Origin of the sequence: Lactobacillus sp. ESL0259 (assembly GCF_003693045.1) — a bacterium.
Taxonomy (GTDB): Bacteria; Bacillota; Bacilli; order Lactobacillales; family Lactobacillaceae; genus Lactobacillus; species Lactobacillus melliventris.
Genome location: NZ_REHP01000009.1, coordinates 21,441 through 33,021 on the forward strand (window position 1 = coordinate 21,441; position 11,581 = coordinate 33,021).

The following is an 11,581-nucleotide window of genomic DNA, read 5'->3' on the forward strand; positions in this document are numbered from 1 at the left end:
AAATATAAAATTTTATTCTTTGTATTTTATATGACTGGATAGTGAAATCATAATAGTAATTATTAAAATTGAGCAGCACAGTGTTAACAGCCCTGTCGTATAGTTCAACTGCACATTTTGATAATTCATTCCTAAATTGCCAGATACTATGTCAACTGCGTTCAGGTAAGTCATTGGCAACCAGGCGCAAATCTTACGCAGCGGCTCAACGATCATAGTTGCAATGTTGAGCCCTGGGACAAGTAAAATAGCGATAAGTAATGCTGGTAATTTATCACGAAAAATTCGGGCAAGGAACTGAACTAAGACAACCTCGAAGATCAAGGTAAGTGCCTGCAATACAATTACTTTAATAATAAAACTACCAGTAGATACAGATTCAATAAGAGGCCTACTACCAGTATATTGACCAACGATATAAGGAAAGGACAAACTACCTGTACCAGAAATAAGGGAAGCTACAATAAATAATACTAAATTAATCGCTAAAAAACTACCAAGAGTCAGGACTATTCCTGCTATGGTATTCGAAATCATTAAATTATTTTTTTCAAGCGGTAATAACTGCGCCGTATCTAACTTTTGATGATAAGAATCAGTTAAAAGCAAAGTTAATAAAAACAGAGCAACAAGAGTAAATACGTAAGGCAAATATTGCTGATTTAATTGCAGTAAGAACTGCCAGCCTGTTACTGGCATATCCTGACTTTCATAAGGCAAAGGCTCATGACGTAAATAGTTAAAGAATTGCAGTTTTTTCTCTACATTTATTCTTGAATTTAGGCCTGCTAAATCTTGGCCATTTGATGAAATAGTTTGTTCTTGCTTTTTTTGTTGCCACATAATCATGTAGGCTTTGCGCCAGTTACCTTTATTTGCCGCATTTAGAACTTGTTTATCTTGCTTAACTACTTCTTGGTTTTGCCTAATGGCAGCTTTAGTATCATTGTAAATCTCAGTTTCCGCTTTTTGTTTTTCTTGTTTAAGTAATCTTTGCTGCCGATTAATTTCTTTTTGAAAGTAAGCAATCTCCGATTTAGCCTCCGCCTGTAAGGAAAATTGGGGATTAGTGCGAATATTCATGAATAAGACAATACCCATTAATAAGACTAAAATCGCTATGCAAACTGGAGTTAGCTTATTCTTAAATACTTTTTTAAGTTGAAAAGCCAAGTAGGACATTATGCCATCCTCCCATTTCTATGAGCAACAGTTGTAAAGCGATCAATTAAAAATACCAATAACAATAATAATATAGAACTCAGTATTAAGGTATACACACCATTTGAAAAGTTAATCGCGGAATTGTTCATTGTGTAGGCTGTTTGGTTTGATACAATGTTTAAAACTGCTAAATAAGTATCAGGAAGCCACTGCGCAATCTTCTCCAGCGGAATAATAAAAACTGTAACAAAATGACCGCCTAATAAAAGCAATAGCGAAACTAACAGAGTCGGTAACTGGTTATGAAAAATTTTAGCAATTAGCTGTACAAGCAAAACCATAAATATGAAATTTAAGAGCTGCAGCATAACTGCTTGGGGCAACAATTTGGCAGTCGGAACAATTCCCGGCACCAAGTGGTCGCTAACCAGATGGTGAATGATGTAAGGATAGTCACTGCGACCAGTACCAAAAATGCTCGCTGCTCCCCCGAAAACTAATAAGTTTAGTAAAAGAAAAATAAAGCTGACGACCACTAACCCAGCAATATTATTAGTCAAGGTACTTTGTAAGCGATTAATTGGCAAGACAGTCGAAATGTCAAGACCAGTTTTATAAGAACCAGTAAATAAATAAGTCAAAATAAAAATCATTACCAAACTAAATAAGACGGGCCAATAGTTTGCATTCAAATCTAACAAAAATTGTATTCCGGTAACTGCGTTATCGCTTTCATAAGGCATAGGGTGAGCTATGAGATACTTTAAACGCAGTATTACACTTTTATATCCATCTTTTTCATCCGAGCTTAGATCAGTCAATTTGCCTTTTTGTTCCCTTTTTAATTTGGTCTCATAAACTCGCTTCCAGTGATTATGATTAATATTATCAACAAAGGCTTGATCTTTTCTTAATCCTATTTCAGTTTGTTTGATATCTTTTTCAATGGCCTTATATGATTTTCCTTGCGGTGAATATCGTTTGAGTGCTTGACGATCGGCTTGTAAAGCTTGCTTTTTCATGGCAATCTGCCCCTGAGCATCTCCTTTTAAAGAACCTGTACCCATGAGCTGCGTAGACTTCATGTATAGTAAGCCAAAAGAAATTAATAATAAAATAACCAGTGAAATAATTGATAGATTGTGTTTAGTAACTTTTTTAAGTTGCAATGAAAAATATGAGCTCATTGTTCTACCTCGTGCATCATTTGTTTTTGTAAAACGAGCCGGTGTAAGTTATTCACTTTAATCTCACTGCTATAGTGGGAGGTTAGAATAATACATTTATTATGCTGAACTACCTCATCATTTAGTCTCTTATAAAGAATTGCGCGACTTTCTTCATCAAGACCGTTAGTGATCTCGTCCATCAAGTAATATTCGGCGCCACTAACTAGGTACATGGCTACAATCAATTTTTGTTTCATTCCAAGCGAACACTTTTTAATCGGGACTTTGACATACTTACGTACACCCAAGAAATCAAGTTCTTGATCAAGGTCGACATTAGAATGCCATTGTCTTTTCACAAATTTTAAGTAATCAAGGCTGGTTAAATTGACATTCAACCATTCATTGCTTTCAAAGAACAAAAGCTTACGCTTATTTTTGGCATATGGTTTTCCGTCTAATAAGACTTTACCAGAAGAAGCTGGAATTAGATCCGTAACAGCACGCAAGAAACTTGTTTTACCAGAACCGTTTTCTGCAGCAATTTGATAAAATTGACCAGGTGCAAATTGATAAGAAAAATCGTGCAGGATCGGCTGCCTGGTTTTGAGCGATAGGTTTTGGACTGTTAACATCATTGTCTCCTTTTTTGAGTGGTGAATTAATTTAAAAATGATAGTGTTACTATAATTTAGCCTACCATAATTTTATTGTTTTTTGATTAGAAATTTAAACGTATCCCTATTTATTGATAGAAACTTGTTTGTATTTGAGTTTTATTAATAGTCTATCCGTCTAAAATTCATAATCAAAGTGATTATCAAATTTTGTATTTTGAACTCTTTAAAATATGCTAACAGCTAGGATCATCAATGAATGAAATAAACTAACCATTTGATTTTCTCCCTTACCTGTTTGACTTTATTATATTCAGGTAGGAAAACTAAATTAAAAAATGTCACATATGACTTTTTAAAAACATATGTGACATTTTTTATTTCTTAATACTACTGTCTAAAAGTTCTTGCAATCCGATACTGTAGCTATTCACCAGCTGTCATTTTGTATACTACGATCATTTAGTAATTGATACATAAATTTAATGTTTAAAATACTTGGGCTCAAAACACATAATGATAAAAAAGGGTCTGGGAAAAAACTATTTCCAGAACAACAAAAAGGCGTTGAACTCAACGCCTTTTTTCGTAGGGATTTTGTCTTGATCCTGATATTATTTATTTTATTGCAGCATTTCTGATGCGTAAGGTAGTTCTAATGATGCATCAGCATCTAAAGTTAGATCAGCAAATTTTCCTTCTTGATATAAATTGTATGCCGCTGCACCAATCATCGCAGCATTGTCACCGCAAAGCTTTAAATCAGGCAAAATGACTTTGGGCTGAATATTTTGCGGTAAACTTGCTATTTCACTATTCATTCTGTCCCGTAAACCATGGTTAGCGGCTACACCACCCCCCATGATGAAAGTCTGCGGCTGATACTGCTTAATTGCCCTAATTGTTTTAGTTGCTAAAACATCAATTACTGCGGCTTGAAAACTGGCCGCTAAGTCATATTTATTTAGTTCTTGGTTAATTTGTTCAGCGTGATGACAAGTATTAATGAATGCACTTTTTAGCCCTGAAAAAGAAAAGTCGTAATCATCTTCTTTAATCATTGCCCGGGGAAAATTAAAGGTATCCTGCCCCTGGTGAGCCCATTCATCTATTGTTTTACCAGCTGGATAATTAACTCCTAAAACTCGGCCGATTTTATCATAAGCCTCTCCTACCGCGTCATCTCTAGTATCACCAACTATTTCAAAATGGGTCGGGTCTTTTAGTAAAACAATTTCAGTATGTCCACCAGAAACTTGCAGTGCAAGAGCCGGATAAGTAATCTCTTCTTTTAATTGTGCTGCCATAATGTGGCCCATAATATGATCAACACCAATTAGGGGGATGCCTGTAGCCATGGAAGCTGCTTTAGCCGCACTGACACCAATTAACAGGGCTCCGACTAATCCAGGTCCATAAGTTACGGCAATAGCATCGATATCATTCCAGGTTACTTTTGCTTCACTTAACGCTTCCCTGGTAATTTGCGTTATCACTTCAATGTGATGGCGACTGGCTACTTCGGGAACGACCCCTCCAAAACGCTGATGACTTTTAATTTGAGTTGCCACTATCAAGCTTTCAACTTCTCTGCCATTTTTAACAACAGAAGCCGAAGTCTCATCACAAGAACTTTCAAAAGCTAAAATCCGGATGTCTTTTTTATGTACCACTTCTATTTCCTTTCTTCACTTATCTATCAATTTAAGCACCATGTTAAACGCGTTTTGCTTAGAGTCCTGATAATAATTGGGCCAGACGAAAGTTGTAACAAAACCTAATTTTTGATATAACTTTTGGGCATTCAAATTATCCTCTCTTACTTCCAGGCTAAGTTCCTCACAGCCTTTTTCTTGGGCAATTTCAATTACTTTTCTAATTAAATAAGTACCTATGCCTCTTTTTTGCCAAGCTGAATCAACCATTAAATTGGTAATGTGCGCCTTCCTATTATTAATTCGGACACCAATTAGCCCTACCACTAATTGCGACTGCAATACGAGTAAATAAAGTGCATTCTTTTTGCCCAATTCAGTTTGAAAAATTGCTCCGCTCCAAGGCTCCTCTCCTTGATATAAACTTTGCTCAAGTAACAATATCGCAGAAATGTCCTCAATTTGCGCTTGTCTAATATCCAGGATAGAGTCCTTTATAATGAATTTTTCTGGAGTAAAGTTAACAAACTTTTTCTTTTGCGCCACAAATAAAAAAGGCCAGAAACACTTAAACTTCTTCCACATAGTTACTGTCAGGTTTGTATGCTTCTCCGGTCTTTTTATGCCAATCAATTTCAGCTTGTGTGCGCCGTAAATAGTTTGGCAACAACTGGTCAGGATCATCGGGTTGAGCATCCACAGCCAGCTTGCCTATTAAACCAGCATGAACAATGTTTTGTTTTTCTGTCCCAAAATTAAAGGGAATATTTATCTTTTTGATGGCCTCTTTTTGTTTTTCAAAGCCAGAACCAACATAAATAACATTTTCCAGATTGTTATCTGCACAATATTCTGCTATTGCGCTTAAAAGTGTGTCAATATGATAGTGCCCATCAGGTATTACACATTCAGGACCCCAATCATCTTCCTTATTGACATAAGCACCCGCAAAGTAATTGTCATTACGAGCATCAATTCCAGCCACTATTAAAGTGCCTTCTTCTGCACAACTTGCAGCCAGTGCTTGTAAAGTAGATATGCTTACTACCTCTTTATGTAAAATGCTGGCAAACATTTTTACCGTAGTTACACCAATCCGTAATCCAGTATATGACCCTGGTCCAATTGCAACGGCAAAACGATCGATTTCTGCCAATCTTAGATTATTTTCTTTCAAAATTTCGGCAATTAATGGATCCAAATGTGCGCTGTGATTACGCTGATCAAATTCATTCTTTTCCATAATTACTTTAGCAGCGTCATTTAAAGCCACACTTAAATTATTTGTCGCAGTCGACATACTCAAAATTTTCATTCTAAAATATTTTTACTCTTTTCGAAAATTATCTGTTAATCCTAACCCTTGAAATTGCGTTTAAAACAAAATAACTAACAATCATTTCCACCCAGGGGGTAATGGCTTCCTTCGGAATTCTTTGAATAAGTGCAACGGAATAGTCAATGCCATATAAAAGATGAACCCAAAGTGTATTTAAGCCGATATTAACAACAACTGTCACTAATAAAGTTGCCAAAATAATGCGCCAAATTTTGACTGGCTTTTGATAAAATACCAAGCCATAAATAAACGGACCAATCATTGCACTCAGGGTAAAGCCGATAAAAAAGCCCCCTTGATTACCGAATAAAGCCGATGAAACCAAGTCACTAATTCCACCGCCAATGCTACCCCAAACAGGCCCAAATAAGAATCCCAGCATTACGCTTCCGATGAAGCCCAAACTTACATGAACAACAGCTGATCCGACTGTAAAACGACTAAGAATGATCTTCATTGCGACAATAATTCCTAAGAGTACAAGATCACGCAATTCGACCTTAAACATTTCTTTAATAGTCATTTGGAACACTTTCTTTCTTTAATTAAATTATGTTAGAACACAAAAAATAATTATATTATATTTTGCGCCAAGTTAGTTCACAAACAGCTTTATCCTTTTTGTCTTCATCCGCAATCGCATGAAATGATTTTATAGTGTCACCATCTTTGATTAAGTTTACACATGCATATGGCGTTTGCGCATAACGGACCTCAAGATTAAATTTAATATCAATAGTCTTGACGACATGATTTTTTAAAAAATCGCGGTCAAGCGTATCAAGAAACCAATTAAAATAGTGACCATTAGTCATGTGATGGTTGGTATCCAAATCATCATAGCGTACGCGATACTGCCGTTTTTTCTCGTAATTTTCCTGGACCCGCAGTCTTGGAAAACGAGGCAGCTTTTTCAAGAGTGGTATTCCCAATTCAGCCATCATTTCCTTATCAGTTGATACTAGTTTGCGGGTCTTTAAATCAAATAAAACCCATTCACTCTTTACTGTTATCAACTCATTTCCAGTCTGATCGGTAAATACATAATTTCTATATTCCAAAAAACGGTTATAGCCAAATGGCTCAGTTGTAAGTATAATTTCTTCATTTGGATGGGGCAGGCGGGCAATTTCCATATGATATTGCGTCACGACCCAACCTAATCCCCTTTTGGTCAAGGCATTAGTACTACCATTACCTGAATCTAATTGATGCTCCGAAACACTCATCATCAAATCAATCATCGCAGGTAATTTTAAATTTTTATTTTCATCACATTCATAATAATTTACAATATGTTTTTCACTGTACTTCATAATTTCACCTACTTTTGATGATAACGTTCATATAACTCATTTTTTGAAACGTGATTTTCCTGAGCAATCTCCTTAATTGCCATTTTTTTGCTTTTTCCTTTAGCAACCAACTGCTCTACTAACGCAATTAGTGCAGTCCAAGATAATTTTTCAGCTTGCTTGGTATTTGGTGAAACCAAAATCACAAATTCACCTCTCGGCGCATTTTGCTCAAAATAAGTAGTTACTTCACTGATTGTACCACGAACAAATTCCTCGTGAATCTTAGTCAGTTCTCTGGCGACAACAATTTGACGCTCAGAATCCAGAATTTCAGACAAATTATTAAGAGTTTTAACCAATCTATGTGGTGCTTCATAAAAAACAGAAGTTGCGCGTGCTTTATTCATTTGTTCAAAAAAGGATTTTTGCTCACTCTTTTTCCGCGGTAAAAAGCCATAATAAGTAAATGGCTGAGCATCAAAGCCAGAGGCAATCAAGGCAGTAGTAAAGGCGGAAGCACCTGGTAAAGGGACAACTGGAATATTATTCTTGATACACTCTTGCACCAAGATATATCCCGGATCAGAAATGACGGGCATTCCAGCGTCACTAATTTCTGCGATAACTGCACCCTTCGTCATTAATTTAATCAATTCGGGCGCTCTTTCCTTTGAATTATACTTATGAAAGGAAAGCATATGATTATGGACCCCAATTTTTTCAAGTAGGATGCCACTTGTTCTGGTATCTTCAGCTGCGATATAATCAGCTTCCTGTAAAACTTTTTTTGCTCTAATTGTAATGTCTTCCAAATTACCAATCGGAGTTGGCACTAGATAAAGCTTACCATTTTCTTGGGCATAACTACTTTGCCTCTGCATTTGATCAGTCCTTTAATGTTTCTTCTTTTTTTCACCGAAATTATCAAGAATATCCAGGCAAAACATGCAGTCTGTATTAGGATCACGATGAGAGCCATAGTACATATTGCAAATATGATAACCTGAGCTGTAAATTTGCCGCAAAGATTCAAGGCCACTTTGAGTTTTTACGGTACTATTGTGGGCATTATTCATTTTGTCCATTTTTTCGCGCAGCAATTGATTCTCTACTTTTAATTCAGTATTTTCTTTTAAAGTCTCTAAAATACTATTCTCTAAACTTTCGATTGTTTTGGTCATGCTGACCATCGAATCGTGAAGCTGCTCCAACTTTGAATATGAATCCACCACGAACACCTACCGTTTCCACTGCAAAGTAAGAAAATCAAGTAAATTACGAAAACTAACATTGCTGTACTGCATCTTATCAATTTCAAGCAAATACTTTAGCATTCTTGCTCCATCATCTTGATGACTATTGTCTAAATCCTCTTGTGCCCATTTCTTAAGTAAAAAGAGAATATAATTTTGTTCACTTTTGCTTCTTGCTATTTCTGCCAACTGGTGCGCACTGACAAGTGCTAATGAATTGTGCTCCATCATCTCTTGGTAAAAATATTTAGTATCTTTATCTAATTTAGTTGTATCTTCCAGCTCGCTAACTTCACTAGGACTGAAGCCATTTGCTAATAATTCCGCACTTTTACCATTCTCTTTGTCATTATTCGCAAAATTAATAATCTGAGTACGTGACCGAATTGTTGGCAAAATTTGATCAGTATTATTGGTGATTAAAATTGTAACGACAGGTGCAATAGGCTCTTCTAGTAAATTAAGCAAAGCATTAGCTGCAGGCAAAGTTAACTTTTGTGCTTCATTAATAAAAAAGAAACGTACACTGCTTTGAACCGGACTTTTAGCCAATTCTTCTTTTAAAATGCGCACTTGATCGATGCCCAAAGTTTGCTTGCCTTCGGGCTTTACCAGCAAAACATCCGGGTGATTGCCTGAAATAATCTGCCGGCAGTTCTGACAAGTACCATCTGGTTTTTTACTACCACTACAATTAAAAAGACAGGCTAACCAATAGGCTGTATTTAAAGCCTGAATTTCATTAGCATCAACGAATAAGTAACTGTGCGCCATTTTATTTTGTTCAAATGCCTGACGCAAAAATTCAGTTTGCTTCTGGCCCGCTTCCTTAATATTGACAGACATTAGAATTGCTTAAATTCTTCAACAGGCAAGACAAAGCAAGTAGCCCCACCAACTGTAATTTTTATCGGTTGACTACTAATATCAAAGCCTGTCATTACCATATTCGGATTCATATATTCTTCACGTGATTTGGATTCATCCTTGATAATACGCAAAACTTGTTTAACATGCTTATCATCTATACCGATAAGAAAGGTCGTATTACCTTCACTAAGAAATCCACCTGTTGTAGCAAGTTTAGTTGCGCGAATACTCTCTTTAACAAAGGTACGCTGCAAACGGTTAGCATCTTCTTTTTGAACAATTGCAACTATTAATTTCATCTTAATCAGTCCTTTAACAAATCTGCTGGTAATCGGTTTGCAATTATTTTAACACAATCCTCTACAACCAAATTGAGTGGTTTATTTGCATTAACTACCACTATTCTTTTAGGATAAGCTTGATTTACTTCTTGATAGCCCCGGTAAACTTTTTGATGAAAAATTAATTTTTCCTGTTCCAAACGGTCTTCTTGACCAGCTCGTTCTTGGGCAATCCTGTCTAAGCCAATTTGCGGTTTAACGTCGAGAAAAATAGTGAGATCAGGTTCAATTTTACTGGTGGCAAAATCATTAATCTGTTTCACAGCGGCAATACCCAAATCTCGTCCTGCTCCTTGATAAGCAAGTGAACTATCAACAAATCGATCAGAGAAAACTACCTTACCAGCTTTAAGAGCCGGTATCACAGTTTCAAACATGTGTTGGCTGCGAGAAGCTGCATAAAGCAATGCTTCAGTTTTAGCGGACATTTCTTCATTCACAGGATCCAAAATTAATTGCCGGATTTTTTCTGCAATTTTTGAGCCTCCAGGTTCCCTAGTTACTAGATATTGTGTCTTCAACCTAGGACCTATTTGAGCTACAACTTGCTTTAAAACTGTACTTTTTCCTGACCCATCTGGTCCTTCGAAACTGATAAAATAACTTTTCATAAAACTCTCCATGTTTCTATTTTACAAGAGTTCTCTTTATATGAACACCCCAACGTACTTTTAATTTTTGCGCAAAATAAAAAGTCCTTTCACTAAGGACTTTTTAGTCTGAAATCGCATTAGAAAAACCACTAAATCTTGTATGACGATGACGAGCTTCATTATATAAGAAAGAATATTTTGCTCTTAAAATTTTACCTGATACCACGTTATCCTCAGACATATCAAGTGTCGTTGGATCAAGATTTTTTTGAACAGCAATCTGCTCCTGCAAATCTTCAATTGTGGTCATTAGCAATTCGTCACCCATTTTTTTAACTTTATTACGAGCCATTAGATTGAAGTTCTCCCTTGTACCGCTCTTTTTAAAGTAATCGAATTAGCATATTCAATATCACTACCGACAGCCAAACCAGCAGCCAGGCGGGTTACTTTAATTCCAGCAGGCTTAATTAGTTTGCTAATATACATCGCTGTTGATTCACCTTCGGGAGTTGAATTTAAAGCTAAAATAACCTCTTTGACATCATCCTGTTTTTGCAAGCGAACAATCAGTGACTTAATATTAATTTCTTCTGGCCCAATACCATCCATTGGTGATAAAACACCGTGCAGAACATGATATAGACCACTATATTCACCCATGTCTTCAAAAGCCATCACGTCTTTAGGCTGTTCAACCACCATAATAGTCGACTGGTCACGTTCAGGATTACTGCAGATTAGGCACGGATCCTTTTCCGTAATGTTGCCACAAATAGAACAGCGATGAAGCTTTTCTTTTACCTCTGTTAGTGCTGTACTAAAGCCGTGAACATCTTCATCTGGCATATCAAGAGTATAAAAAGCAAGCCTTGTTGCTGTTTTTTCACCAATACCAGGTAATTTCATATAAGAATCAATTAAATGCGCAATCGGTGCTGGATATTGCAATTAAATCATACCCTTCGTATACTTGCCTAAACTTTGCTGCGTAGCTTGATCAATTTCTTGCAGTCCTTTGTTAACGGCATCAATAACTAAATCTTGCAGCATATCTGGATCATCCGGGTCGATTGCATCCTTATCAATGGTAATATTTTTTAATTTACGATCACCACTAAAAGTAGCTACGACTAAATCATCTGCAGATTTGCCCACAAATTCCTGGGCAGTAATATTTTCTTGTTCCTGAGCCATTTGCTCTTGCAATTTTTTGGCCTGTTTCATCATTTGTTGCATATTCATACCGCCCATGGCACCAAAATTAGGTCTTTTACTCATT

At 36.3% G+C, this 11,581-nt stretch carries 16 protein-coding genes; all 16 read right to left on the reverse strand.

The annotated features are described in order from the left end of the window. Positions 1 to 12: 12 nt before the first annotated feature. The 16 genes from F5ESL0259_RS05985 to F5ESL0259_RS06060 all read right to left on the reverse strand — a co-directional run bounded on the left by F5ESL0259_RS05985 (position 13) and on the right by F5ESL0259_RS06060 (position 11,580). Positions 13 to 1,182: a hypothetical protein gene (locus tag F5ESL0259_RS05985; RefSeq protein ID WP_122037826.1), complete on the reverse strand. Its 1,170-nt coding sequence runs from the start codon at positions 1,180 to 1,182 to the stop codon at positions 13 to 15. After that, positions 1,182 to 2,351 (reverse strand): hypothetical protein, encoded by a 1,170-nt coding sequence (locus F5ESL0259_RS05990; RefSeq protein ID WP_122037827.1) that lies wholly within the window; start codon positions 2,349 to 2,351, stop codon positions 1,182 to 1,184. The genes F5ESL0259_RS05985 and F5ESL0259_RS05990 overlap by 1 nt, the downstream gene beginning before the upstream one ends. Continuing rightward, a complete protein-coding gene (locus tag F5ESL0259_RS05995) occupies positions 2,348 to 2,971 on the reverse strand; it encodes an ABC transporter ATP-binding protein (RefSeq protein ID WP_233558045.1) in 624 nt (207 codons plus the stop codon). The genes F5ESL0259_RS05990 and F5ESL0259_RS05995 overlap by 4 nt, the downstream gene beginning before the upstream one ends. Positions 2,972 to 3,573: 602 nt before the next feature. Beyond that, positions 3,574 to 4,623 (reverse strand): tRNA (adenosine(37)-N6)-threonylcarbamoyltransferase complex transferase subunit TsaD, encoded by a 1,050-nt coding sequence (gene tsaD, locus F5ESL0259_RS06000; protein ID WP_122037829.1) that lies wholly within the window; start codon positions 4,621 to 4,623, stop codon positions 3,574 to 3,576. Positions 4,624 to 4,638: 15 nt separating this feature from the next. Continuing rightward, positions 4,639 to 5,190 carry a ribosomal protein S18-alanine N-acetyltransferase gene (gene rimI / locus F5ESL0259_RS06005; RefSeq protein ID WP_158596000.1) on the reverse strand — a complete coding sequence of 184 codons (552 nt, stop codon included), beginning with the start codon at positions 5,188 to 5,190 and terminating at the stop codon, positions 4,639 to 4,641. Then, entirely contained in the window at positions 5,174 to 5,920 is a 747-nt protein-coding gene (tsaB, locus tag F5ESL0259_RS06010) for a tRNA (adenosine(37)-N6)-threonylcarbamoyltransferase complex dimerization subunit type 1 TsaB (RefSeq protein WP_122037831.1), read from the reverse strand. The genes rimI and tsaB overlap by 17 nt, the downstream gene beginning before the upstream one ends. Positions 5,921 to 5,948: 28 nt before the next feature. Further along, entirely contained in the window at positions 5,949 to 6,467 is a 519-nt protein-coding gene (locus tag F5ESL0259_RS06015) for a folate family ECF transporter S component (protein WP_122037832.1), read from the reverse strand. A gap of 55 nt (positions 6,468 to 6,522) precedes the next feature. Further along, positions 6,523 to 7,260: an acyl-[acyl-carrier-protein] thioesterase gene (locus F5ESL0259_RS06020; RefSeq protein ID WP_046325265.1), complete on the reverse strand. Its 738-nt coding sequence runs from the start codon at positions 7,258 to 7,260 to the stop codon at positions 6,523 to 6,525. Between the two features lie 8 nt (positions 7,261 to 7,268). Next, complete coding sequence (gene rsmI, locus F5ESL0259_RS06025; RefSeq protein WP_046325266.1) at positions 7,269 to 8,123, reverse strand: 16S rRNA (cytidine(1402)-2'-O)-methyltransferase; 855 nt, start codon at positions 8,121 to 8,123, stop codon at positions 7,269 to 7,271. A 12-nt stretch (positions 8,124 to 8,135) separates the two neighbouring features. Then, positions 8,136 to 8,471 carry a DNA replication initiation control protein YabA gene (gene yabA, locus F5ESL0259_RS06030; RefSeq protein ID WP_034980509.1) on the reverse strand — a complete coding sequence of 112 codons (336 nt, stop codon included), beginning with the start codon at positions 8,469 to 8,471 and terminating at the stop codon, positions 8,136 to 8,138. A gap of 9 nt (positions 8,472 to 8,480) precedes the next feature. After that, on the reverse strand, positions 8,481 to 9,341 hold the full coding sequence (locus F5ESL0259_RS06035; protein WP_122037833.1) for a DNA polymerase III subunit delta: 861 nt from the start codon (positions 9,339 to 9,341) through the stop codon (positions 8,481 to 8,483). After that, positions 9,341 to 9,664 (reverse strand): cyclic-di-AMP receptor, encoded by a 324-nt coding sequence (locus tag F5ESL0259_RS06040; RefSeq protein ID WP_046325268.1) that lies wholly within the window; start codon positions 9,662 to 9,664, stop codon positions 9,341 to 9,343. Before F5ESL0259_RS06040 ends, F5ESL0259_RS06035 begins: the two co-directional genes overlap by 1 nt. A 5-nt stretch (positions 9,665 to 9,669) precedes the next feature. After that, positions 9,670 to 10,317 (reverse strand): dTMP kinase, encoded by a 648-nt coding sequence (tmk, locus tag F5ESL0259_RS06045; protein ID WP_046325269.1) that lies wholly within the window; start codon positions 10,315 to 10,317, stop codon positions 9,670 to 9,672. Between the two features lie 103 nt (positions 10,318 to 10,420). Continuing rightward, positions 10,421 to 10,651, reverse strand: coding sequence for a YaaL family protein (locus tag F5ESL0259_RS06050; RefSeq protein WP_046325270.1), 231 nt, complete (start codon positions 10,649 to 10,651; stop codon positions 10,421 to 10,423). Beyond that, entirely contained in the window at positions 10,651 to 11,250 is a 600-nt protein-coding gene (recR, locus tag F5ESL0259_RS06055; protein ID WP_046325271.1) for a recombination mediator RecR, read from the reverse strand. The genes F5ESL0259_RS06050 and recR overlap by 1 nt, the downstream gene beginning before the upstream one ends. Continuing rightward, positions 11,251 to 11,580 carry a YbaB/EbfC family nucleoid-associated protein gene (locus tag F5ESL0259_RS06060; RefSeq protein ID WP_122037834.1) on the reverse strand — a complete coding sequence of 110 codons (330 nt, stop codon included), beginning with the start codon at positions 11,578 to 11,580 and terminating at the stop codon, positions 11,251 to 11,253. Position 11,581 lies beyond the last annotated feature (1 nt).

Coding starts and splice junctions, on each gene's coding strand:
- rimI (WP_158596000.1), bottom strand. CDS start 5,190: ATGTGGAAGAAGTTTAAGTGTTTCTGGCCTTTTTTATTTGTGGCGCAA.
- tsaB (WP_122037831.1), bottom strand. CDS start 5,920: ATGAAAATTTTGAGTATGTCGACTGCGACAAATAATTTAAGTGTGGCT.
- F5ESL0259_RS06060 (WP_122037834.1), bottom strand. CDS start 11,580: ATGAGTAAAAGACCTAATTTTGGTGCCATGGGCGGTATGAATATGCAA.
- F5ESL0259_RS06020 (WP_046325265.1), bottom strand. CDS start 7,260: ATGAAGTACAGTGAAAAACATATTGTAAATTATTATGAATGTGATGAA.
- F5ESL0259_RS06015 (WP_122037832.1), bottom strand. CDS start 6,467: ATGACTATTAAAGAAATGTTTAAGGTCGAATTGCGTGATCTTGTACTC.
- F5ESL0259_RS06035 (WP_122037833.1), bottom strand. CDS start 9,341: ATGTCTGTCAATATTAAGGAAGCGGGCCAGAAGCAAACTGAATTTTTG.
- tmk (WP_046325269.1), bottom strand. CDS start 10,317: ATGAAAAGTTATTTTATCAGTTTCGAAGGACCAGATGGGTCAGGAAAA.
- rsmI (WP_046325266.1), bottom strand. CDS start 8,123: ATGCAGAGGCAAAGTAGTTATGCCCAAGAAAATGGTAAGCTTTATCTA.
- F5ESL0259_RS06050 (WP_046325270.1), bottom strand. CDS start 10,651: ATGGCTCGTAATAAAGTTAAAAAAATGGGTGACGAATTGCTAATGACC.
- F5ESL0259_RS05985 (WP_122037826.1), bottom strand. CDS start 1,182: ATGTCCTACTTGGCTTTTCAACTTAAAAAAGTATTTAAGAATAAGCTA.
- F5ESL0259_RS05995 (WP_233558045.1), bottom strand. CDS start 2,971: ATGATGTTAACAGTCCAAAACCTATCGCTCAAAACCAGGCAGCCGATC.
- F5ESL0259_RS05990 (WP_122037827.1), bottom strand. CDS start 2,351: ATGAGCTCATATTTTTCATTGCAACTTAAAAAAGTTACTAAACACAAT.
- F5ESL0259_RS06040 (WP_046325268.1), bottom strand. CDS start 9,664: ATGAAATTAATAGTTGCAATTGTTCAAAAAGAAGATGCTAACCGTTTG.